Below are 22,271 nucleotides of genomic sequence, written 5' to 3'. Positions count from 1 at the left end.
AAAGTATTAATTTAAGATGAATAGCAACAATGAAAGTGAAAATAGCTGAAAGCTGGGAAAATCTTTTAAAACCTGAGTTTGAAAAGGCTTATTTTAAGCAACTTACTAATTTGGTGTCAGATGAATATGTTAAGAATACTTGTTATCCGATGGAAGAACAAATTTTTGAAGCGTTTAATTTATGCCCTTTAAACGATTTAAAAGTGGTAATAATTGGGCAAGATCCATATCATGGAATAGGACAAGCTCACGGGTTGTGTTTTTCTGTAAACGAGGGAATTGCGCATCCACCCTCATTAAAAAATATTTTCAAGGAAATTGAAACGGATTTAGGAATTCCATATCCTGAAAGTGGAAATTTAGAGCGTTGGGCAAAACAAGGAGTTTTGTTATTAAATGCGACTTTAACAGTGAAGGCTCATGAAGCTGGCTCGCATCAAAAATTAGGTTGGGAACTTTTTACAGATGCAGTAATTTCATTAATTTCTGAACAAAAAGAAAATGTGATTTTTATGCTTTGGGGTGGTTTTGCTAAAAAGAAAGGTAAAAAAATTAACCACCATAAACATTGTGTTTTAGCTACCGGGCATCCATCACCTTTAAGTGCGAATAGAGGTTTTTGGTTTGGGAATAACCATTTTAGCAGTGCAAATACTTATTTAAGAAGCAAAGGGTTTACAGAAGTAAAATGGTGACAATTGTCATATAAGGACATTGTAATATTTGTTACTTTTACGTTAAAATTAAATTAAAAAAAATGAAGAATCAAATTAAACTTTTTGCAGTAATATTTAGTGTTTTAGTGTTGTTTAGTTGTAAAGATAAAGAAGGCTATTCAAAAATTGAAAACAAACAAGAGCCCGCTAAATCAACTATTCATAAAATAGTAATTAATGAAACATTAGATGGTGGTAATTATACATATCTTAATGTTGATGAAAGTGGAAATAAGTATTGGATGGCAATACCAAATACTCAGGTAAAAGTAGGGGATACTTATTATTATGATGGAGGAATGTTAATGAAGGATTTTGAAAGTAAAGAATTAATGAAAACATTTGATTTTATAACTTTTGCTGAAGGAATAAGAACAAGTGAAGTAATGATTGTAGAGGAGCAAGTAAATCCTCATACAAATTCTGACACTTCTGAAATTGAAGCCATTAAAATTGAAAAACCAGCAAATGGAGTTTCTTTAAATGAATTATTTTCGGATAAGGAATCATTTTCAACAAAATCTATTATAGTAAAGGGGAAAGTTGTGAAAGTTAATAATGGTATTATGGACAAAAATTGGGTTCATATTATTGATGGAACTCAGTTTGAAGGTGAAAAAGACTTAGGAATAACTACACAGGATACTGTAAAAATTGGTGATATTATTACTGTTAAAGGAATTATTACTTTAAATAAGGATTTTGGACACGGATATGTATATCCTATATTAATGGAAGAGGGTACATTAGTAAAGTAGGATATTATAAAATTTTTAAATAAAAAAAGCGCTTATAAAGCGCTTTTTTTTATTAACTAACTCAAATTTTATAAAATGAAAACAAAGTTCTGCAAGTTCTATGTTTCACAAGGAATATTACAATTCCTATGCCAAAAACAAAGAGCTATTGTTAATATAAGGTTAAAATAAATTCTATAATTACTAATTATACCAAATGGCGTTGTGCTTTATATGAAGAACGAACCAAAGCACCACTTTCAACATATTTAAAGCCCATTTCCATTCCAATTTCTTTGTATTTGTTAAATTGTTCAGGTGTAATAAATTCAATTACAGGTAAATGTTTTTTGCTTGGTTGTAAATATTGGCCAATAGTTAAAATATCAACTTTAGCATTTGCCAAATCCTGCATGGTTTCAATAACTTCAGCTTCAGTTTCTCCTAAACCAAGCATAATACCCGATTTTGTTCTTCGCTGACCTTGATCTTTCATATATTTTAAAACTTCCAAACTTCTATCATATTTGGCTTGAATTCTAACTTCACGAGTTAAGCGTCTTACTGTTTCTAAATTGTGTGAAATTACTTCAGGAGCAACAGCTAAAATGCGATCAATATTAGTTTTATTTCCTTGAAAGTCAGGGATTAAAGTTTCAAGAGTTGTAGTTGGGTTTGCTCTTCTAATTGCATTAATAGTTTCAGCCCAAATAATAGATCCGCCATCTTTTATATCATCTCTATCTACAGATGTAATTACAGCGTGTTTAATTTTCATTAATTGAATTGAGCGTGCAACTTTTTCAGGTTCTTCCCAATCTATAGTTTCAGGTCTGCCAGTTTTTACACCACAAAATCCACAAGATCGTGTGCAAATATTTCCCAAAATCATAAATGTAGCCGTGCCTTCTGTCCAGCATTCACCCATATTAGGGCAACTTCCACTTGTGCAAATTGTATTTAATTTATACTTTTCTACAATTCCTCTTAATTCAGTATATTTTTTACCAACGGGTAGCTTTACTCGCAACCATTTTGGTTTTTGTATTTTATTTGTGATTGTTTCTTCAGACATATTCATAAAAATTGAATGCAAAAGTACAAAGAATTTATAAACTAAAAAGAAACCAAACGCTAAAACCAATTAGGAATAGAATTCCAAACCAACTAAGAATTTTTAGTTGTAGTGAAGGTCTCCATTCTTTAGGAGTGTGTTTACCTGAAATTAAAATGTAATTTACAATAGCAAAAAAAGGAGCAGTTAAGAAAGATAAAATTGTAGCAATTTTTATGAGAACACCCATTTCAGACATGAAGAAAATTAAGATTGAAATAGTTCCAACAGCAAGAAAACTAATCCAAAACCAATACATGTTTTTATAGGATTTATTGGTTAATAAATCAAAAGTTTTTGTCATAGCTCTTGGTGATGCGTCTAATGTTGTAATTGTTGTGCTAAACATTGTTGTAAAAGCTGCCGCTGCAATAAAAATATACATTTCTGAACCTAAATTTTTAGTATATAAATTTATGAGTTGTTGAGAAAACTGTACTGCACTTCCGCTAAATGTTTCGCCTGAGTTAAACATAACAATTGCACCCAAAGAAACAAAGCAAACTCCTAAAATTAAAGTAGTTACAAAGCCAATATTAAAATCGAAAATGGCTTGTTTTGTATTGAATTTGTTTGATTTATCTTTTTGTTTTTCAATCGCCCAAAGAGATTGCCAAATAGAAACATCCAATGGAGCTGGCATCCAGCCTAAAAAAGCAATTAAAAAGCCAACCTCAATGCTTCCTTTTGGTAAAATTTGAGTAAAAGTATAAGAATTCTCAGTATTAAAAGAAGCTATTAGAACAGCTATAATTGTACTTAAGGTTAATGTTACAATAATAATTTTCATTAAATTATCTAGTAATTTATATTTCCCTATAATTAATAAGGCAAGACAAATTAAAGTTATTAGAATACTCCAAATAATTGGATTTGTAGTAATTCCAAATAAATTGGCAGCCAAACCAGCAGTTACAATAGTAACAGCTGCTTGAATGGTAAACATAGTAGCTAAGTTCAATATAAAATAAGTAATAAGGACACCTTTCCCTAATCTTTTATAACCATCTAATAAGCTTTCCCCGGTTGCAGTTGCATAACGAGGCCCAAATTGAAAGAATGGATATTTTACAATATGAATTAATACCAAAGCCCAAATTAAACCAAAACCAAAATCTGCTCCAGCTCTTGTAGATTGTACCAAATGAGAAACTCCAATTGCAGCACCTGCAAAAAGTAAACCCGGTCCTAATTTTTTTAACCAATAAAATTTTTGAAACATTAACTTTTAGGAGATTTTTTAATAATTTCAGCTAGTAATTTTTTAGATCTTAGCAATTGTATTTTGATATTACCAATGGGTTCATTTAAAGTTTCGCCCATTTCTTTATAAGTCATTTCTCTAAAATAGCGAAGATTTATAATTTCCTGATAATGTGGTTTTAACTGTTTAATATAGTTTTTTAACTGTACCAAATTTTGCTTTATAATTAGCTGATCTTCAGCTGAAGGGGTTTCGTCAAAAATTTTATATGCTTCAGATGTAGAATCATCAAATGAAACGGTTTCAGTGCGTTGCTTACGTAAATGATCTAAAAAAATATTTTTTGAAATTGAAATTAACCACGTTTTAAAATTATAGCGTTCGTTGTATAAATCAATTTTATCAAAAGCTTTTGAGAATGTTTTTATGGTAATATCTTCTGCTTCATCCTCATTTCCAGTTCTTAAAAATTGAAATCTATATACATCACTCCAATACGTGTTCAGTAGGGTATTAAAAGCTTTTTGATCTTTATTTCTGGCTTTTTCAACTAAATCTGTTATATCAATATTTTTTTTTACCAAAATTTGGGTTTTGAAATAAGATTTTTTATAAAGATAAACAATTGTGTGAGAATTAAAAATAGTTCTAAAAATGGAGTATATAGAATTAAATCTTTTTCATTTAATTTTTTTGCTGAATACCCAATAATTAGGTATTGAATTAAGAAACGAACAAAAATTAAAATAACTATAATTTGCCATTGATAAAGGAAACTTAAAAGAAAGAAACTTAAAGTCCAAAATAGAAATTGAGAACTAAAAAAAGTGCTTAATAACAATTTGTGAAATGGTTTATAATATGAAGCTGTAGAAACGTGTCTCCTTTTTTGTTGAATCCACTCTTTAAATGTTGTTTTCGGAAGAGATTCAGTGAAACTATTTGGGGAATAGCAATTGGTTGTGTTTAGCTTCGTTCCCACCTGATTTACAAATAAATCATCGTCACCAGATTTAATTTTCATATGTTCCACAAACCCATTAACACTAAAAAAAAGCGTTTTTGTATAAGCTAAATTTCTTCCAACTCCCATATAAGGAATTCCGATTTTTGAGTAAGAAAAATATTGAATTGCAGTTAAAAGTGTTTCAAATCTAATTAACTTATTTAAAAATGACTTTTCTGTTTTTTGATAAGCTCCGTAGCCTAAAACTAGTTGATGTTCGTTACTGAAATTATGAGTCATTTCTGAAATCCAATGTTCGGAGACAGGTTTGCAATCTGCATCAATAAACAATAAATGTTCATGTGAAGCGGCTTTAATTCCTAAAGTTAAAGCATATTTTTTACTTCCCCAAAATTGTTCATTTGACGTAACATCTACAATTTTTATAGGGATTTTGGACTCTTTTTTAAATTGTTCCATAACTTTTAATGTATGGTCACGTGAACAATCATTAATTAATACTATTTCAAAATTAGTGTAATTTTGTTTCAGTAAAAAGGGAATGTTTTTGATGAGGTTTTTAGCCTCATTTTTAGCACAAATAATAACTGAAACGGGTTGATTGAAACTACTTTTTACGGATTTACTTTTAGAAAGTGAGAATAAACCAAAAACGAGAAGATAAAAAATGAGTTGAATACAAAAAATTACTATAAAAGTAATAAACAAGTATCCTAACATCTGCTATTTGTTTTCGCATAAATCTGCAGGTTTACCGCAAAAACCACAAGGTTCACCTGTTTTATTTAAATGTGGGTTTTGACTTGCACAAGTTCCTGCAAATTTACCATCTTTTTTTGCCCAAAGTTTAATTGCTAATCCTGCAATACCAATACCTAATAATCCTATTGTAATAAATACAAGTTTCATAGTAAAAAATTTATGCTACAAATGTACAGAATTTGTAGAATTGATAATGTGCTTTTTGTTTTAAAAAAGTAGATTTAAAATAATGTAATAAAAAAGGTAATAAATTAGGTTATTATAGTGTGATATGTTAAATTTCTATGATTATATTTGGAATTATTGATTATAAATTATTATATTTATAATCAATTAATATTTTATTTATGTATTCTTAGTAGTATTTAAAACCAATTGAAACGTTAAGAGTTATAAAATTGATTGAATTAAGAAATATTAATTGAATATTAACACTAAAAAGACCCGTCAAATTTAAATTTGACGGGTCTTTAATTTTTAAAATGATTGAATTATAATTCTCCTTGTTTAACCAATTCTTCTTGTACATTGTTTGGTACTAATTCAAAATTGGAAAATTTGGTGTTAAAACTACCTCTACCTTGTGTTATAGATCTAAGTGTGGTTGAATACCTATACATTTCAGCTAAAGGTGTTTTTGCTTTTATTGTTTGGTATTTTCCATCACTATCCATTCCTAGAATAATAGATCTTCTTGATTGCAAATCTGTCATAACATTACCCATCAATTCTTCAGGAACTTTAACATTAAGTTCATTTATAGGCTCTAATAGCTTAGGTTTGGCATTTAAGAATGCTTCTTTAAAAGCATGAGCTGCAGCAATTTTAAATGAAATATCATTAGAATCTACAGCGTGCATTTTCCCATCAAATAGCATAACTCTAATATCTCTTGCGTAAGATTTAGTTAGAGGTCCTTCTTCCATAACTTCTAAAATTCCTTTTAAAACTGAAGGTAAATAACGAGTGTCAATTACACCACCAACAATACAATTGTAGAAAACTAATTTACCTCCCCAGGCTAAATCTACCTCTTCTTTTTTTCGAATATTAAATCCTTCTGGTTCAGACATCCCTTCATACCAAGGTTCAATTTTTATATGAACTTCTCCAAACTGACCAGAGCCACCTGATTGTTTTTTATGTTTGTAACTTGTTGTTGCTGATCGCTGTATGGTTTCTCTATACGCAATTTTTGGTTGTTCAAAACTTGCTTTTATTCCTCCATATTGTTTTTGTAAAATCCAATCTATAGTTGCTAAATGTAATTCACCTTGACAAGAAAGAATTTGTTGTTTTAATTCATTTGAATATTTAACAATAACTGTAGGGTCTTGACTATGAATTTTTCTTAAAGCTTCATTTAGTTTTTCTTCTTCATTTTTGTCAATTGCATTTACAGATTTACTAATTCTTGAAGAAGGATAAGCAATTGGTTTTATAGTAATATTAGACCCTTTTGTTCTTAAAGTATCATTAGTTTCTGTATATTTTAATTTTAAAGTTGCACCAATATCACCAGCACTTAATTTTTCTACTTGTTCACGATTTTTCCCATCCATAATGAATAATTGATTTATAATTTCAATTTCATCATTTCTTGAGTTTTCTAGCTTGTCATTTTGTTTAATTTCCCCAGATTTTACTTTGAAAAAACTAATTTGACCTAAATTTGGTTCATATAAAGTTTTGAAAATAAATAATGATGTTGGAGCATCAATTTTACATTCAACTGTTATGTTTTCAACACTTTGTTCAGGTTTTAAATCTGCAGCAGAAGGAGCAACATTGTCAATAAATCCCATTAATCTACCTGTACCCATATCATTTAAGGCAGAAATACAAAAAACAGGGAATAGTTCGTGATTTAGCATTCCTTTTTTAATTCCTTCACGCATTTCATCTTCATTAAGAAATCCTTTATCAAAATAAAGTTCCATTAAGTCTTCATCATTTTCAGCGGCTTTTTCAATCAATTCATTATGAAGTTTATTGGCTAAATCTAATTGGTCAGCAGGAATTTCTAACTTTTCAGGTTTTCCCCCTTCAGGACCAAATTTGTATAATTTCATTTTAAGCACATCAATAATACATTGTGCACCATCAATAATTAATGGATATTGAATTTTAATAGCGTTATTACCCACTAAGTCTACAATACTTTTAAAACTTTCATCAAAATCAGCACTAGGGCTATCTATTTGATTAATTACAAATAATGTTGGTAGTGAAAATCGGTCTACATAATTCCAAATAATTTCAGTTCCAACTTCAACACCGTATTGTGCATTTATTACTGTTACAACAGAATCTGCAACACGCATTGTTGAGGCAATTTCACCAATGAAATCATCTAAACCAGGAGTGTCAATAATATTTATTTTGTAGTTGCGCCATTCAGTGTGAAGTGGAGTGGCAAAAACGGTAGTTTCTCTTTCTTGTTCAATTTCGTGATAGTCTGAAACAGTGTTTTTATTTTCTACACTACCACGGCGTTTGACTAAGCCAGCTTCAAAGAGCATTGTTTCTGCTAATGTAGTTTTTCCGCTTTTATGAGCTCCTACAAATGCAACATTTTTAATGTGTTTATCATCGTATATTTTCATAATTAAAATGTTTTTGTGAAAAGTTTTATAAAGTTACAATCTTTTTAATTTAAAAAGATGACTAATGTTAGGCTTTTTATCAAACAGTTTTATTATTTAGGTTAAAAGCTGCAAATAGTATTTAATTTAACTTTTTTACAATTCGTCCTGCTTAAAATACAATTCGGTTCATTTTAATTTTATTTTGAGAGCTTTTAAAAGACTTTTGAAGTGTAATAAAAAATAATATTAATTAAAAACAATTATTATGCAACAAATAATTTTAACCATTGTCTTATTATTTTCATCTTTGGTTGTAGTAAAAGCACAAGGTAATAATAAAAATTTAGAAGAAAGAAATGTTACCGTAACTGTTGTAAATGCTTTAAATGATACTGGTAGCGTAAACTTTGCTCTTTTTAATGAAGAAGGTTTTAGAAAACAGCCTTTATTTGCAAAATCAGGTACAATTGAAAATGGAGTTAGTTCAATTGTTTTTGAGAAAATTCCAAAAGGCGAATATGCCATTATTTGTTATCATGATGAAAATGAAAATAATAAAATGGATTTTGATGTAAATGGAATGCCAAAAGAAAGTTATGGAACATCAAACAATGTAATTTTAATGGGGCCTCCAAATTATGAAACTTCTAAATTTGAAATTATGGATAAAGATCTAACTTTAGAAATTAAGTTTTAAATTGCATTTAGTTTCGAAACTATTTTAAAATGAAGACAAATATTAAATATTTATTAAAAATTTCAACAATATTAGCAGTAGCAATATTTATTATTGAAAGGCTTATTTTTAATAGAGGTTTTAATCAACCTATTGATGAATTGTTTCAAATATTTGGAATTCATTTTATGTATGCGTTTGTATTAAGTATCATAAATGGTTATTTCTTTTATTTTCTAGAGGGAAAATTTACTTGGCAAGAACATTCAAAAAGTAGATTAATTATTGGAGCTTTAGGTTCAGTAATTTTAACAATGGTTGGACTTGCACTGCTAAGATTTGTAACACTTGTTGTTATTTTTGGAGAACCAATTGAAAGTTTTACAAACGACCCATCTGCAAGTAGTTATTATGTTTTTGGATTGGTAATAACGTTATTTGTAACCTTAATTTTTCATGCGGTATTTTTTTACAAAGCTTTAACTGAAAAAAAAGTAAGTGAACAGCAAATTGTAGCGAAGACAGAAACAGCCAAATACGAATCATTAAAAAGTCAGATTGATCCCCATTTTTTGTTTAACAGTTTAAATGTATTAACATCACTAATTGTTGAAAATCCAAAACTAGCAGAAAAGTTTACAACAAAACTTTCAAAAGTTTATAGATACGTCTTAGAGCAAAAAAGTAAAGATTTAATTGAATTAGATGAAGAATTACACTTTGCAAAAGCTTATATGGAACTGTTAACCATGCGATTTGAAGACGCTGTAACATTTGAAATTCCAGAAAAAGCAAGTAATTCTGAACTTAAAATTTTACCATTATCGTTGCAGTTATTATTGGAAAACACCATAAAACACAATGTAGTATCAGCTGAAAATCCTCTAAAAGTTACTATTACAGAAGAGGATGGTTATTTAGTAGTTTCAAATAACTTTAATCCTAAAACTATTTTAGAAAAAGGAACCAAAGTAGGTTTAAAAAACATAGAAGAAAGATATCATTTAATAACTTTAAAACAAGTTTTAATTGAAAAAACAGCAACTCAGTTTACTGTAAAATTACCTTTATTAACACAAAAAATTAAAATAATGAAAACATCAAACACACAACAAAATAGCAAATATATTAGAGCTGTAGAACGCGTTGAAGAAATAAAGGGGTTTTATTCTAGCCTTATTGCGTATTGCATTGTAATTCCTTTTTTAATTTTTATCAACTTAAAATATGTCCCACAATTTCATTGGTTTTGGTTTCCAATAATGGGTTGGGGTATTGGTTTAATATTTCAAGGATTTAAAGCATTCTCATACAATCCATTTTTAGGAAGAAACTGGGAAGAACGTAAAATTCAAGAATATATGAATGAAGATAATAAACACTATTGGGAATAGAATTCAGTGAAAATTTAAACATAAAAAAATGAAAACACACTATACAGAAGAAGATAAATACATTAAAGCAAAGAAAAAAGTAGATAATATAAAAGGATTTTATGCAAATTTATTAGCATACTGCTTAGTAATACCATTTCTGTTTTTTATAAATTATATGACATCTCCAGATCACTGGTGGTTTTGGTGGCCAATGTTTGGTTGGGGAATTGGAATAGCATTTCACGCATTTGGAGTCTTTGGAAATAATTTACTATTTGGGAAAGATTGGGAAGATAGAAAAATTAAGGAGCTCATGGATGAAGACAAAAACATTAAATTTTAAGGCAATGGAAAATAAAAATTATACTGACGACCAAAAATATATTAGAGCTAAAAAGAAAGTAAAAGCAATAAAAGGATTTTATGTTCATTTTACAGTTTATTTATTAGTAAATGCATTTTTAATCGTATCAAGAATGTTTTCTAGTGGTGGATATGAAGATTTATGGGACTGGCAAACCTATAATACAGCAATTTTTTGGGGAATAGGAATTTTATTTCACGCTTTTAAAGTATTTGGAATGGGAATTTTATTAGGGAAAGATTGGGAAGACCATAAAATAAAAGAGTTCATGGATAAAGATAAAAGAGATTCTTGGGAGTAGGTTTTAAGTTTAAAATTGAAGCGTGAGAAGTTAATATTGCCAAAAACTAAAACCTAGCAACCAACAACCAAGTATGAAAGTAGTAATTATAGAAGACGAAAAACCTGCAGCTCGTAGATTAAGCAGAATGCTAAATGAAATTGGAATAGAGCCTATTACAATGTTGCATTCTGTTGAAGAAGCTGTAAATTGGTTTTATAGCAATGAACATCCTGATTTGTTGTTTTTAGATATTCAACTTTCTGATGGTTTATCTTTTGAAATTTTTGAAGAAGTTGAAATCAGAAGCGCTATTATATTTACCACTGCCTATGATGAATACGCACTCAAAGCATTTAAATTAAATAGTGTAGATTATTTGTTAAAACCTATTGATAGTGATGAATTAAAAAATGCTGTAAATAAATTTAGAAATTTACACACGATAGCAAATAATAAATCTTTTAATTTTGAAGAATTAAAAGATTTAATTTCTCCCTTAAAAACGAATTATAAAAAGCGATTTACGGTAAAAATCGGGCAACATTTAAAAATGATTTTTATTGAATCTATTGAATGTTTTTATAGTGAAAATAAAGCAACACACATTCATACAATTGATGGAAGAAGCTATTTAATAGATGATACTTTAGAACAATTAGAAATGAAGCTTCAGCCAGAAACTTTTTTCAGAGTGAGTCGTAAACATTTTGTCAATATAAATGCTGTAAAAGACATTATTTCTTATTCAAACAGTAGGTTAAAAATAATACTTCAATCATATAATGAATCTGAAATTATTGTAAGTAGGGAACGGGTAAAAGATTTTAAAAATTGGATAGACTAATTTTATATATAAAAGCTTCATTTTCTTTTTGTTATACTGAAATAAATTTCTTAAATTTGCACTCCTTTTTACGAGAACAGATTTAAAAAGGAAATAAAAGAAAAAACATATAAATCAACTCTTGGCGTTAGTATCGTATAAAAATCTGAATAACAATAAGATACAAATAATAATCATCAGCAAATATGTCTGAAGAAACAAAAAAAACTGAAGAGCAAATAGAGGCTACTGAAGTAAAAAAAACAACAGCACAAGCAGAAACTACAATCGCTAAAGCTGAAAAACCAACAGAAGAAACTATAAAAGAGGTTAAAACTCCAGTAGTAGCTGAACAAGTTACAGAAGAAGTTGAAGCTCCAATAGTTGAAGTAGTAAATCCTGAAGAATTTTTGGCAAGCTTTGACTGGCACAAATTTGAAGAAGGAATTGAAGCTGTAGATGAAGATAATTTAAAAGCTTTTGAAGCTGCTTTAGACGGTACATTAGGTTTAGTAAATGAGCGTGAGGTAATTGAAGGTGTTGTAATTAGAAAAACAGATCGTGAAGCAATTATTGACATTAATTCTAAATCAGAAGGTGTAATATCTTTAAACGAATTTCGTTACAATCCAAACTTAGCTGTTGGAGATAAAGTTGAGGTTTTAGTTGATAAAAGAGAAGATAGCACAGGTCAATTAGTATTATCTCACAAAAAAGCAAGAGTAATAAAAGCTTGGGATAGAGTAAACAATGCACATGAAACAGGTGAAGTAGTTAACGGTTTTGTTAAATGCAGAACTCGTGGAGGTATGATTGTTGACGTATTCGGAATTGAAGCATTCTTACCAGGTTCACAAATTGATGTGAAACCAATTAGAGATTACGATCAATATGTAGAAAAAACAATGGAATTCAAAGTTGTTAAAATCAACCACGAATTTAAAAACGTTGTAGTTTCTCATAAAGCGTTAATTGAAGCTGATATTGAAATTCAGAAAAAAGAAATTATTGGTAAATTAGAAAAAGGACAAGTATTAGAAGGTGTTGTTAAAAACATTACTTCTTATGGTGTATTTGTTGATTTAGGTGGTGTTGACGGTTTAGTTCACATTACAGATTTATCATGGTCTAGAATTAACCACCCAAGTGAGGTTGTTGAATTAGATCAAACATTAAACGTTGTAATTCTTGATTTTGATGATGAGAAAACAAGAATTCAATTAGGATTAAAACAATTAAATGCGCACCCTTGGGAAGCATTAGATGAATCAATTAAAGTTGGAGACAAAGTAAAAGGTAAAGTAGTTGTACTTGCTGATTACGGAGCATTTATTGAAGTAGCTCAAGGTGTTGAAGGTTTAATTCACGTATCTGAAATGTCTTGGTCAACACACTTACGTTCTGCACAAGATTTCGTAAAAGTAGGAGATGAAATTGAAGCTCAAGTTTTAACTTTAGATAGAGAAGACAGAAAAATGTCATTAGGGATTAAACAATTACATCCAGATCCTTGGACTAACATTGCTGAAAAATACCCAGTTGGCTCAACTCACATAGGTACTGTTCGTAACTACACAAACTTTGGTGTTTTTGTTGAATTAGAAGAAGGAATTGATGGTTTAGTATATATTTCTGATCTTTCTTGGACTAAGAAAATTAAACATCCATCAGATTTTACCGCTGTAGGTGATAAATTAGAAGTTCAAGTGTTAGAATTAGATGTTGAAGGACGTAAATTAAATTTAGGTCACAAACAAACTAATGAAAATCCTTGGGATGCACATGAAGATAAATTTGCTATAGATTCAATTCATGAAGGTACTGTTAAAGATAAAAGTGATAAAGGATTAATCGTTTCATTAGAAGATGGAGTTGAAGCATTTGTTCCAAGTCGTTTTATAATTAAAGAAGATGGGACTAAGTTAACAAAAGGAGATACTGATAAATTTAAAGTTATTGAATTTAACAAAGAATTTAGACGTGTTGTAGCTTCTCATACATCAATATTTAAAGCACAAGAAGAGAAAAACATAAAAGCAGTTCAGCAAAAAGCTGATACTTCTGAAAAAACAACTCTTGGTGATTTAGGTGGTGATCTTGCTGCATTAAAGAAAAAAATGGAAGGGAAATAAAATTCTCATTTTCAAATAAATTAAAAAGCTGTATCAAACGATACAGCTTTTTTTTTCGCTAATACAACGATTAAATTTATATTTGCTGTCTAAAATAAAACAATGGCTTTAATAAAATCAATTTCAGGAATAAGAGGTACAATTGGAGGTTTAGTAAATAATAATTTAACACCTATTGATACCGTTAAATTTGCGGCAGCTTATGGTATGTGGCTAAAAAATCAAACTAAAAAAGAAAAATTAACTGTAATTTTAGGTAGAGATGCTAGAATATCAGGAAAAATGGTGAGTAGTTTGGTTGGAAATACATTGGTGGGTTTAGGAATAAATGTAGTAGATATAGGTTTGTCAACAACCCCAACTGTTGAAGTTGCAGTTACACTTGATAATGCTGATGGAGGAATTATTATCACTGCAAGCCATAATCCAAAACAATGGAATGCTTTAAAATTATTGAATCATAAAGGAGAATTTTTAAATGCAGAAGATGGACTAGAAGTTTTAAAAATTGCAGAAAACGATTCTTATCTATTTTCGGAAGTTGATGATTTGGGAAAATTCAGAAAAAAACCAAACTATATTACGAAACATATAAAAGAAGTTTTAAATTTAAAATTGGTTGATATAGAAGCCATAAAAAATGCGAATTTTAAAGTGGTTGTTGATGCCGTAAATTCTACAGGAGGAATTGCTATTCCAGAATTATTAGAAAAATTAGGAGTAGAATGTGTAGAGCTATATTGTGAGCCTAACGGACAGTTTCCTCACAATCCAGAACCTTTGAAAGAACATTTAACAGATATTTCAGAATTAGTTGTTAAAGAAAAAGCAGATTTGGGAATTGTAGTTGATCCAGATGTTGATAGACTTGCATTAGTTTGTGAAGATGGTTCTATGTTTGGAGAAGAATATACGTTAGTTGCATGTGCCGATTATGTTTTAGGAAAAACGAAAGGGAATACAGTTTCTAATTTATCATCATCCAGAGCTTTAAGAGATGTTACTGAAAAGCATGGAGGTAAGTATCAGGCAAGTGCAGTAGGAGAGGTGAATGTGGTTGAATTAATGAAAAAATCAAATGCAATAATTGGAGGTGAAGGTAACGGAGGAATTATTTATCCAGAATCTCATTATGGTAGAGATTCACTAGTTGGTGTAGCTTTATTTTTATCTCATTTAGCGCATTCAAAAATTTCTTGTAAACAATTAAGAGAAAGTTATCCAAACTATTTTATGAGTAAAAATAAAATTGAATTAACACCCCAAATTAATGTTGATGAGATTTTAAGAACAATTGCAGCTAAATATATGAATGAAGATGTAATTACAATTGATGGTGTTAAAATTAATTTTGAAACAGAATGGGTACATCTTAGAAAATCGAATACAGAACCTATTATTAGAATATACACTGAAAGTACTTCTCAAAATAGTGCTGATGAATTAGCACAACGTTTTATATCAGAAATAAAAGAAATCATTTAAGATACAAATAACACAATGAAATATATAATTTTAGGAATTCTAATATTAGTTAGTACCATAACTTTTTCTCAAGAAGTTTTAGATGCTCAAAAAGTTAATTATAACGATACAGGTAGTAATAAAGGAAAAATGTTTGCTTATTGGGGATGGAATAGAGGACATTATTCAACGTCAAATATTACTTTTAAAGGAGATGATTATAATTTCACTTTACAAGATGTAAAATCAGATGATAAGCCAAAACCTTTTGGTATTTATTATTTTAAATTAGATGAGATTACAATACCGCAAACAAATTTTAGAATAGGTTATTTTTTTAAAGAGAATTATACAGTCTCAATAGGTGTTGATCACATGAAATATGTAATGAGAAATGATCAAGCAGTAACAATAAATGGAACTATAAGTACAGGTGGTGATTTTGATGGTATTTATAACAATGATGAAATTGTATTGACTAAAGAATTTTTACTTTTTGAACACACAGATGGTTTAAATTATGTAAATGTTGAGGTTAGTAGATTTGATAATTTAGATAATTGGTTGAAATTTCCAATTAAAAATATTGATATTAATTTAACTGAAGGTATTGGTGTTGGTGTATTATATCCTAAAACAAATACCACTTTATTAGGTAAAGAAAGGTACGATGAATTTCACATTTCAGGATATGGAGTATCAGCATACGTTGGCTTAAACATTACGTTTTTTAAACACTTTTTTATTCAATCTAATATGAAAGTTGGATATATTAATATGAGTGATATTAGGACTACTGCAAGTAAAACAGATTCTGCATCACAACATTTTACTTTTTTAGAAAATATGTATGTATTTGGAGCTAGATTTAATTTAACTAAAAATTAATTTTTAGGTGCTTTATCTCTATGCTTAAAGCGTTTATGAGTCCAAAAATAATATTCAGGTTGTTTGCGAATTTGTTTTTCAACTTTGTCTATAAAAATATCTGTTAGTTCATAATCAGGGTGTTTTGAAGCTTCGTTAGTAATTAAGCTAAAAGTTGTTTCGTAATACCCTCGTTTCACCTTTTTAACATTCATATATACAACATTCATATTGTATTTTTTTGCAAGCATTTCCCCTCCAGTATGTACAGGAACTTTAATGTTAAAAAATGTTCTCCAATAAAAACTCTTTTTTAACATAGGAGACTGATCGCTTAAAAGCCCATACATTGCCTGAATGTTATTTTTTTGATTGTGAATAATTTCAGTAATTATTTTTGAAGTTGGCACTAAATTAGTTCCAAATTTTTTTCTTGATTTTAAAATTTTATTGTTAAAATAAGGATTGTTTACTTTAGTGTAAGCAGCATAACCTTTATAATTTACAAATGAGTCTAAACTCATTATCCACTCCCAATTTGCATAATGTGGTCCTACCAAAATAACACTTTTCCCATCTTTATATAATTCCGTAAAAAAATCTATGTTAGGATATTTGTAATGCTTATAAACTTCTTCTTTAGAAATAGTAAATGATTTTATCATTTCAATGAAAATATCAATAAAATGATGATAAAATTTCTTTTGTATTTCTAATAATTCTTCAATGGGTTTTTCGGGGAAAGCTAATTTTAAATTATCTAAAACAACTTTTTTTCGATACCCAATTACATTATATATAATTACATAAAAAATATCAGAAATGAAATACAAAACCTTAAATGGTAATATTGAAATAAACCAAATTAATGGGTAAACTAGTATGTAAATAAGTAGATTCATAATTTATGATTGCAAATATCGTATTTAATTTTTAATACTTCAGAAACTAACAAATCAATATCAGCAATTTTTCATATTTTCGTACCTTATTAAAATAAATAATATGTCAATAAGTCCAATACTGTTAATTATCATTCTTGCAAACGTTGCTTTTTCTATAAAAGGGTTTAGCGATCGTTTGTTCTTTGATAACTATAAATTTCAAATAGGAGCGATAAAACGTGGGGAGCAAATTAGAATGTTTTCATCGGCATTTTTGCATGTAGATTATATGCATTTAATTTTGAATATGTATGTTTTATATATTTTTGCGCCAATTATTATCATAAAATTGGGTATCATAAAATTTTTAATCTTGTATTTAGGAAGTTTACTAGCCGGAAACGTATTAACGCTAAAGTATCATAAAGATGAATTGTATTATACTGCAGTTGGGGCTTCGGGTGCTGTTGCAGGAATTATTTATGCCGCTATTTTATTGAATCCGGATATGCGTTTAATGATGTTTCCATTGCCAATTCCAATACCTGGATATATTTTTGGTTTAGGGTATTTATTGTATTCAATTTATGGAATGAAAAAACAACTTGGAAATGTGGGTCATTCAGCACATTTAGGTGGCGCAATAGGAGGTTATGCGTTAATGTTAATAGTATACCCATCAATATTTCTAACAAGTACTACAACAATTCTTTTATTAGGTGTTCCAATAATTTTATTACTGTTGTTTGGGCATAAATTAAAATAAAAAAGCTAAACTTTCGTTTAGCTTTTTTTTGAGCGAGAGACCGGGCTCGAACCGGCGACAGTCAGCTTGGAAGGCTGAAGCTCTACCAACTGAGCTACTCTCGCAATCGAGTGCAAATATACAATCCTTTTAGACTTTTGCAAATATTTTTTAAAGAATTTTAAAACTTTTTTAAGTAATGGTATCCAAGCTTTTTAAAGCCTTCATTTTCATAAAATTTGTGTGATTTTACATTCTCAATATAGGTATTTAGCTCAGTAGCTTCATAACCAATACTTTGAGCATAATTATAAATCCATTCAAACAATTTTTTGCCTAATCCTTTGTTTCTATGTTTAAAATTTATAACCACATGGTCTGGTTCTACTGTTCTTCCACAGTAATGTCTTGTTAAAAACCAAAGCCCAGAAATGCCAATTAATTCATTATTTAAATACATTCCAACACATTTATAATGTTGTGTGGTCATTTCTAACAAACGTTGTTTTAAAATAGTATCAGAAGTAGTACTGTTTAATTCCTTCAATAATGGAAAAATACTAAGAATATTTTTAGTTTCAATTAATTTTATTTCTATGTTTTCCATTTGAATAGTTTTTGTATTTTGTATTAATTATAATGAAACGAATATATTAAATTTTGGGATACAAGAGGATGCTTAATATTGAAGGCTATTTGCTGGCATTAAAAAATAAAGTTTAGAGATATGAAAATTATTTTAGAAACAGAGCGTCTGTATTTAAGAGAATTTATAGCTTCTGATGGTTTTCATTTTTATCATTTAAATAATGATTTTGAAGTTTTGAGATACACAGGAAATCAGCCATTTAAATCTTTGGAAGAAGCTATGATTTTTATAAAAAATTATTCAGATTATAAACGAAATGGTTATGGGCGTTGGGCTGTTTGCATAAAAGAAACTCACGAGTTTATAGGTTGGTGTGGCTTAAAATTTGAAGAAAAAAAGGAAGAAACTGATTTAGGTTACCGATTTTATAAAAAGCATTGGGGAAAAGGGTATGCTACAGAAGCAGCAAAAGCGTGCGTAAATTATGGGTTTTCAGTTTTAAAGTTGAAAAAACTAATAGGAAGAGTATCTATTAAAAATATAGCTTCAATTGAAGTATTAAAAAAATGTGGTTTTATTTATAAAAATAAATTCATCTACAATCATCAACCCGCAGTTTTATATGGTATGAAATATGATAGAAATTAAAAAAATAACAACAGAGGAAACCTATCCAATTCGCTTAGAGGTTTTACGTAAAAATATTCCATTGCCTTATGAATTTAATGGTGATTTTGATGAAAACACCTTTCATTTGGGTGCCTTTAAAGATGGAAAATTAGTTGCAGTTTCAAGCTACATGAAAGAGCGTAATGCTAATTTTAAAGGAACTCAATATCAATTAAGAGGAATGGCAACCTTAATTGAATATCAAGGTTTAGGATTGGGTAAATTAATGTTACAAGAATCTTTTTCTATTTTGAAAGAGTTAAAAACGAATTGTTTATGGTGCAATGCTCGAATTAAAGCAGTTAATTTTTATGAAAAATTAGGTTTACAAACCTATGGAGAAAAATTTGAAATTAAATATGTTGGAGACCATTATGTGATGTTTAAATATTTGGAATAACTTTAAGTTAAAAAAATGAAAAAGAAAGGTCAATTAATTGTGATTAGTTTATTTTTTGTTCAACTAATAGGTGTGCTAAATTCTGTAAACTATTCTCAGTCTATTTTTTCTGAGGAGGATTTAACAGGAGTGGGCGAGCTAAATTTTGAGAGTGAGGATATTAAGTTGCAAAAAGATGTTTTTGAAGCTTTTGAGGAAATGCAAAAAGCTGCTTTAATAGAAGGTATTTCTATTCAAATTGTTTCAGGATATAGAAGTTTTAATCGTCAAAAGGAAATTTGGAATACAAAATTTGAAAAATATATAGCTGAAGGTCTTTCAGATCAACAATCTATTGAAAAAATCATCGAATATTCTACAATTCCAGGTACATCTCGCCATCATTGGGGAACAGATATTGATATTATAGATACTGTTGTTTCAGCTCCAGAAGATATGCTCATAGAAGAGAATTATATAAATGAAGGAATTTATTCAAACCTTAAAACTTGGATGGATCAGAATTCAGAAAATTATGGTTTTTATTTGGTATATGATGATGATATAGAAAGAAAAGGGTTTAAATATGAACCTTGGCATTTTAGTTATAAATTAATAGCAAAACCTATGTTAAAAGAATTTTTAGCAATTGATTTTGTAAGTCTACTCCAAAACAATGATATAGCGGGAAGTTATTTGTTTTCAGAAGGTTTTTTGAATAAATATATTTCAGAGCAAGTTTTAGCTATTAATTTTAATTTAAAATAGTGATTTTTAATTAAATAAATGGTTTTTTTTACTATATAAATAGTATGTTTGTGTAAATAATCAGTTTTAATTTAGGTTGATATCTATTTTAAAAACTTAATGAGTATGAGGATAAAATTAATAACTCTAATCTTTATAGGGTTTTCAGTATCTATTTTAAGTCAGGAATTAACAACTATGGCTGATTTAAAAAAGAAACTACAATATGAGATAGTTGACACTACTAAAGTTTCATTAAATTTAATGATTGCAGATTCTTATTTAAAAATAAATAAAGATTCGACCTTACAATATTATAAAAATGCTCTCGAATTAGCTGCTAAATTAAATTCAAAACCAAAAATTGAATCTATTTTCTATAAAATTGGTTGGTTTTATGAGGATAACAATGAATTTGAAAAAGCAATTGAAAATTATGAAAAAGCAGCTTTATATTTTAATAAAAGTAAACAATCCAAAAAAGAAGCAACAGTATATTCTGCAATTGCTTATTGTTATTACTACCTTCTTTCTGAAGACAAATCCATTGAATTTTATTTAAAATCATTAAATATTAATAAAATTAATAATGATGAAAATGGAATTGCAATAAATTATAATGGTATTGGGAACTTATATTATTCACAAGAAAATTATGAGTTTGCCAAAAAATATTTTAGGGATGCTTTAACAATTTATATAAAACTTAATAACAAAATTGGAATTGCAAATTCGTATTTGAATCTTGGAAATGCAATTGCAGATTCTGGTGAAAATATTGAAGGTATTCATTATTATGAAAAGGCTTTAGTTTTATTAGAAAAAGATGAGGACAAAAATAATATTGCTACAATTTTTAATAATATTGGAGATTGTTATTTAAGTTTGAAACAGCATGATAAAGCAGAAGTATATTTTGCTAAAGCATTGAAAATTTCAGGAGAAACAGGAGATAATGAATTAGTTGCTATTGTTTATTTAAATATGGCTGAAAGTAATTTAGACCTTAAACAATATAAAGAGGCCATTATAAATTCTAAAAAAAGTTTTGGAATTGCCAAAAAAATTGGACACGTAAATATTGAAGTTGAAAGTTTAAACTTTCTCTCAAAAGCTTATGAAGCTTTAGGAAATAATTCAAAAGCATTTTATTACCTTAAAGAAAATAAAAAAATAAGAGAAAAATTAATAGCAGCAGATAAAAAAGAAAAAGTAAAGTTGTTTCATGCGTTAAATAATTTGGAAAAATCGCAATTTACCATAAGTGATTTATCTAATAAAACAGAAGTAGCTGAATTAAAATATAAAAATGGTAAAAAACTATCTAACTTTTTGATTAGTGGAATAGTACTATTTGGCTTTTTTGTAGTCCTTTTAATCTTGCAGCAAACAGCTAAGAAAAATGCATTTAATTTGTTAGAATATAAGAATCATCAGATAAATAAAATGAATGAAGAAATTCAAATTCAAAGTGATAATTTAAGACAAATAAATAAAACCAAAGACACCTTCTTCTCAATTATTGCACATGATTTAAGAAGCCCTTTTAATTCTATTGAAGGATTCACAGAACTTATGATTGAAAATATTCATGAGTATGATGATGAAAAGAGGTTAAAATTTTTAAACATCATAAAAGGATCTAGTTCAAAAGCTTCAAGTTTATTAAATAACTTATTAATTTGGGCAAATGCACAATCAGGAAATATAGAATTCAATCCTCAAGAAGTTAATTTGATACAAAAAGTTTCTGATGTTATAGTGTTGTCAGAAATTCAAGCGATTAATAAAGATATTAAAATTTTAAATAAGGTACCTCATAATCTTTTTGTGGATGCTGATGAGGATATGTTAGCCACCATACTTAGAAATTTAATTTCAAATGCCATAAAATTTACGGCTTTAAAAGGTGAAATTCAAATATTATCTTCTATTACTTCTAATTTTGTAGAAATTTCAGTTAAAGACAATGGAGTTGGTATATCACAATCAGATATAGATAATTTATTTAGCATTGAAGTAAAAAAATCAAATGTTGGTACCGCTAATGAGCAAGGATCTGGATTAGGTTTAATTTTATGTAAAGATTTTGTTGAAAAACATGGAGGTAAATTATGGGTAGAAAGTTCAATAAATGAAGGCAGTGAGTTTAAATTCACAATGCCAATAGCGGTGTAATTAATTT

Annotated in this window: 23 protein-coding genes and 1 tRNA gene; 15 read left to right on the top strand and 9 right to left on the bottom strand. The window is 28.3% G+C overall.

Annotation, left to right across the window (positions count from 1 at the left end; genetic code table 11):
• Positions 1 to 29 precede the first annotated feature (29 nt).
• Together ung and ABY863_RS04500 are read left to right on the top strand one after the other, a co-directional pair.
• Positions 30 to 695, top strand: a complete 666-nt coding sequence (gene ung, locus ABY863_RS04505) for a uracil-DNA glycosylase (protein WP_372793072.1) — start codon at positions 30 to 32, stop codon at positions 693 to 695.
• Between the two features lie 62 nt (positions 696 to 757).
• On the top strand, positions 758 to 1,474 hold the full coding sequence (locus tag ABY863_RS04500; RefSeq protein WP_372793071.1) for a hypothetical protein: 717 nt from the start codon (positions 758 to 760) through the stop codon (positions 1,472 to 1,474).
• Between the two features lie 187 nt (positions 1,475 to 1,661).
• Here ABY863_RS04500 and lipA read toward each other — a convergent pair whose 3' ends face one another.
• From lipA to ABY863_RS04470, 6 genes are all read right to left on the bottom strand, one after another.
• Positions 1,662 to 2,528, bottom strand: coding sequence for a lipoyl synthase (lipA, locus tag ABY863_RS04495; protein ID WP_372793070.1), 867 nt, complete (start codon positions 2,526 to 2,528; stop codon positions 1,662 to 1,664).
• Between the two features lie 34 nt (positions 2,529 to 2,562).
• Positions 2,563 to 3,789, bottom strand: a complete 1,227-nt coding sequence (locus ABY863_RS04490) for an NRAMP family divalent metal transporter (RefSeq protein WP_372793069.1) — start codon at positions 3,787 to 3,789, stop codon at positions 2,563 to 2,565.
• On the bottom strand, positions 3,789 to 4,355 hold the full coding sequence (locus ABY863_RS04485; RefSeq protein WP_372793068.1) for an RNA polymerase sigma factor: 567 nt from the start codon (positions 4,353 to 4,355) through the stop codon (positions 3,789 to 3,791). Before ABY863_RS04485 ends, ABY863_RS04490 begins: the two co-directional genes overlap by 1 nt.
• Positions 4,349 to 5,458, bottom strand: coding sequence for a glycosyltransferase (locus ABY863_RS04480; RefSeq protein ID WP_372793067.1), 1,110 nt, complete (start codon positions 5,456 to 5,458; stop codon positions 4,349 to 4,351). Before ABY863_RS04480 ends, ABY863_RS04485 begins: the two co-directional genes overlap by 7 nt.
• Positions 5,459 to 5,461: 3 nt before the next feature.
• Positions 5,462 to 5,647 (bottom strand): membrane or secreted protein, encoded by a 186-nt coding sequence (locus tag ABY863_RS04475; RefSeq protein ID WP_372793066.1) that lies wholly within the window; start codon positions 5,645 to 5,647, stop codon positions 5,462 to 5,464.
• Positions 5,648 to 5,991: 344 nt separating this feature from the next.
• The gene (locus ABY863_RS04470) at positions 5,992 to 8,106 is read right to left on the bottom strand and encodes an elongation factor G (protein ID WP_372793065.1); all 2,115 of its coding nucleotides are present in this window, start codon (positions 8,104 to 8,106) and stop codon (positions 5,992 to 5,994) included.
• A gap of 247 nt (positions 8,107 to 8,353) precedes the next feature.
• Between ABY863_RS04470 and ABY863_RS04465 the strand changes: the two genes are divergently transcribed.
• The 8 genes from ABY863_RS04465 (at position 8,354) to ABY863_RS04430 (ending at position 16,094) form a co-directional block, all read left to right on the top strand.
• Positions 8,354 to 8,785 carry a DUF2141 domain-containing protein gene (locus ABY863_RS04465; protein ID WP_372793064.1) on the top strand — a complete coding sequence of 144 codons (432 nt, stop codon included), beginning with the start codon at positions 8,354 to 8,356 and terminating at the stop codon, positions 8,783 to 8,785.
• Positions 8,786 to 8,814: 29 nt separating this feature from the next.
• Entirely contained in the window at positions 8,815 to 10,158 is a 1,344-nt protein-coding gene (locus ABY863_RS04460) for a 2TM domain-containing protein (protein ID WP_372793063.1), read from the top strand.
• 28 nt (positions 10,159 to 10,186) lie between these two features.
• Positions 10,187 to 10,483, top strand: coding sequence for a 2TM domain-containing protein (locus ABY863_RS04455; protein ID WP_372793062.1), 297 nt, complete (start codon positions 10,187 to 10,189; stop codon positions 10,481 to 10,483).
• A 4-nt stretch (positions 10,484 to 10,487) separates the two neighbouring features.
• A complete protein-coding gene (locus tag ABY863_RS04450) occupies positions 10,488 to 10,805 on the top strand; it encodes a 2TM domain-containing protein (RefSeq protein WP_372793061.1) in 318 nt (105 codons plus the stop codon).
• A gap of 73 nt (positions 10,806 to 10,878) precedes the next feature.
• Positions 10,879 to 11,631 carry a LytR/AlgR family response regulator transcription factor gene (locus tag ABY863_RS04445; RefSeq protein ID WP_372793060.1) on the top strand — a complete coding sequence of 251 codons (753 nt, stop codon included), beginning with the start codon at positions 10,879 to 10,881 and terminating at the stop codon, positions 11,629 to 11,631.
• A 185-nt stretch (positions 11,632 to 11,816) separates the two neighbouring features.
• Entirely contained in the window at positions 11,817 to 13,742 is a 1,926-nt protein-coding gene (gene rpsA / locus ABY863_RS04440) for a 30S ribosomal protein S1 (RefSeq protein ID WP_372793059.1), read from the top strand.
• 102 nt (positions 13,743 to 13,844) lie between these two features.
• Complete coding sequence (gene glmM, locus ABY863_RS04435) at positions 13,845 to 15,227, top strand: phosphoglucosamine mutase (protein WP_372793058.1); 1,383 nt, start codon at positions 13,845 to 13,847, stop codon at positions 15,225 to 15,227.
• A gap of 15 nt (positions 15,228 to 15,242) precedes the next feature.
• Positions 15,243 to 16,094 carry a hypothetical protein gene (locus tag ABY863_RS04430; RefSeq protein ID WP_372793057.1) on the top strand — a complete coding sequence of 284 codons (852 nt, stop codon included), beginning with the start codon at positions 15,243 to 15,245 and terminating at the stop codon, positions 16,092 to 16,094.
• Here the strand turns inward: ABY863_RS04430 and ABY863_RS04425 are convergent.
• Positions 16,091 to 16,975 (bottom strand): lysophospholipid acyltransferase family protein, encoded by an 885-nt coding sequence (locus ABY863_RS04425; protein ID WP_372793056.1) that lies wholly within the window; start codon positions 16,973 to 16,975, stop codon positions 16,091 to 16,093. The genes ABY863_RS04430 and ABY863_RS04425 overlap by 4 nt on opposite strands.
• 103 nt (positions 16,976 to 17,078) lie before the next feature.
• Between ABY863_RS04425 and ABY863_RS04420 the strand changes: the two genes are divergently transcribed.
• Positions 17,079 to 17,723: a rhomboid family intramembrane serine protease gene (locus ABY863_RS04420; protein ID WP_372793055.1), complete on the top strand. Its 645-nt coding sequence runs from the start codon at positions 17,079 to 17,081 to the stop codon at positions 17,721 to 17,723.
• A gap of 31 nt (positions 17,724 to 17,754) precedes the next feature.
• Here the strand turns inward: ABY863_RS04420 and ABY863_RS04415 are convergent.
• Both ABY863_RS04415 and ABY863_RS04410 read right to left on the bottom strand, forming a co-directional pair.
• Positions 17,755 to 17,827 (bottom strand) — tRNA-Gly (locus ABY863_RS04415).
• Between the two features lie 56 nt (positions 17,828 to 17,883).
• Positions 17,884 to 18,309, bottom strand: coding sequence for a GNAT family N-acetyltransferase (locus ABY863_RS04410; protein WP_372793054.1), 426 nt, complete (start codon positions 18,307 to 18,309; stop codon positions 17,884 to 17,886).
• Between the two features lie 120 nt (positions 18,310 to 18,429).
• Here ABY863_RS04410 and ABY863_RS04405 point away from each other — a divergent pair, with 120 nt between their 5' ends.
• From ABY863_RS04405 to ABY863_RS04390, 4 genes are all read left to right on the top strand, one after another.
• Positions 18,430 to 18,939, top strand: a complete 510-nt coding sequence (locus ABY863_RS04405) for a GNAT family N-acetyltransferase (protein WP_372793053.1) — start codon at positions 18,430 to 18,432, stop codon at positions 18,937 to 18,939.
• Positions 18,926 to 19,360 carry a GNAT family N-acetyltransferase gene (locus ABY863_RS04400; RefSeq protein WP_372793052.1) on the top strand — a complete coding sequence of 145 codons (435 nt, stop codon included), beginning with the start codon at positions 18,926 to 18,928 and terminating at the stop codon, positions 19,358 to 19,360. The genes ABY863_RS04405 and ABY863_RS04400 overlap by 14 nt, the downstream gene beginning before the upstream one ends.
• 15 nt (positions 19,361 to 19,375) lie before the next feature.
• Complete coding sequence (locus ABY863_RS04395) at positions 19,376 to 20,107, top strand: M15 family metallopeptidase (RefSeq protein WP_372793051.1); 732 nt, start codon at positions 19,376 to 19,378, stop codon at positions 20,105 to 20,107.
• 105 nt (positions 20,108 to 20,212) lie between these two features.
• Positions 20,213 to 22,264 carry a tetratricopeptide repeat protein gene (locus ABY863_RS04390; protein ID WP_372793050.1) on the top strand — a complete coding sequence of 684 codons (2,052 nt, stop codon included), beginning with the start codon at positions 20,213 to 20,215 and terminating at the stop codon, positions 22,262 to 22,264.
• The last annotated feature ends 7 nt before the right edge of the window (positions 22,265 to 22,271 follow it).

The organism is Lutibacter sp., from assembly GCF_041562875.1.
GTDB lineage: Bacteria > Bacteroidota > Bacteroidia > Flavobacteriales > Flavobacteriaceae > Lutibacter.
Note: the sequence above shows the minus strand (reverse complement) of the source record. Positions and strands in the feature narration are given on the sequence as shown.

Bases quoted from the DNA above. Each gene is read 5' to 3' on its own strand.
- ung (WP_372793072.1), top strand. From the start codon at position 30: ATGAAAGTGAAAATAGCTGAAAGCTGGGAAAATCTTTTAAAACCTGAG.
- ABY863_RS04500 (WP_372793071.1), top strand. From the start codon at position 758: ATGAAGAATCAAATTAAACTTTTTGCAGTAATATTTAGTGTTTTAGTG.
- lipA (WP_372793070.1), bottom strand. From the start codon at position 2,528: ATGTCTGAAGAAACAATCACAAATAAAATACAAAAACCAAAATGGTTG.
- ABY863_RS04490 (WP_372793069.1), bottom strand. From the start codon at position 3,789: ATGTTTCAAAAATTTTATTGGTTAAAAAAATTAGGACCGGGTTTACTT.
- ABY863_RS04480 (WP_372793067.1), bottom strand. From the start codon at position 5,458: ATGTTAGGATACTTGTTTATTACTTTTATAGTAATTTTTTGTATTCAA.
- ABY863_RS04475 (WP_372793066.1), bottom strand. From the start codon at position 5,647: ATGAAACTTGTATTTATTACAATAGGATTATTAGGTATTGGTATTGCA.
- ABY863_RS04470 (WP_372793065.1), bottom strand. From the start codon at position 8,106: ATGAAAATATACGATGATAAACACATTAAAAATGTTGCATTTGTAGGA.
- ABY863_RS04465 (WP_372793064.1), top strand. From the start codon at position 8,354: ATGCAACAAATAATTTTAACCATTGTCTTATTATTTTCATCTTTGGTT.
- ABY863_RS04460 (WP_372793063.1), top strand. From the start codon at position 8,815: ATGAAGACAAATATTAAATATTTATTAAAAATTTCAACAATATTAGCA.
- ABY863_RS04455 (WP_372793062.1), top strand. From the start codon at position 10,187: ATGAAAACACACTATACAGAAGAAGATAAATACATTAAAGCAAAGAAA.
- ABY863_RS04450 (WP_372793061.1), top strand. From the start codon at position 10,488: ATGGAAAATAAAAATTATACTGACGACCAAAAATATATTAGAGCTAAA.
- ABY863_RS04445 (WP_372793060.1), top strand. From the start codon at position 10,879: ATGAAAGTAGTAATTATAGAAGACGAAAAACCTGCAGCTCGTAGATTA.
- rpsA (WP_372793059.1), top strand. From the start codon at position 11,817: ATGTCTGAAGAAACAAAAAAAACTGAAGAGCAAATAGAGGCTACTGAA.
- glmM (WP_372793058.1), top strand. From the start codon at position 13,845: ATGGCTTTAATAAAATCAATTTCAGGAATAAGAGGTACAATTGGAGGT.
- ABY863_RS04430 (WP_372793057.1), top strand. From the start codon at position 15,243: ATGAAATATATAATTTTAGGAATTCTAATATTAGTTAGTACCATAACT.
- ABY863_RS04425 (WP_372793056.1), bottom strand. From the start codon at position 16,975: ATGAATCTACTTATTTACATACTAGTTTACCCATTAATTTGGTTTATT.
- ABY863_RS04420 (WP_372793055.1), top strand. From the start codon at position 17,079: ATGTCAATAAGTCCAATACTGTTAATTATCATTCTTGCAAACGTTGCT.
- ABY863_RS04410 (WP_372793054.1), bottom strand. From the start codon at position 18,309: ATGGAAAACATAGAAATAAAATTAATTGAAACTAAAAATATTCTTAGT.
- ABY863_RS04405 (WP_372793053.1), top strand. From the start codon at position 18,430: ATGAAAATTATTTTAGAAACAGAGCGTCTGTATTTAAGAGAATTTATA.
- ABY863_RS04400 (WP_372793052.1), top strand. From the start codon at position 18,926: ATGATAGAAATTAAAAAAATAACAACAGAGGAAACCTATCCAATTCGC.
- ABY863_RS04395 (WP_372793051.1), top strand. From the start codon at position 19,376: ATGAAAAAGAAAGGTCAATTAATTGTGATTAGTTTATTTTTTGTTCAA.
- ABY863_RS04390 (WP_372793050.1), top strand. From the start codon at position 20,213: ATGAGGATAAAATTAATAACTCTAATCTTTATAGGGTTTTCAGTATCT.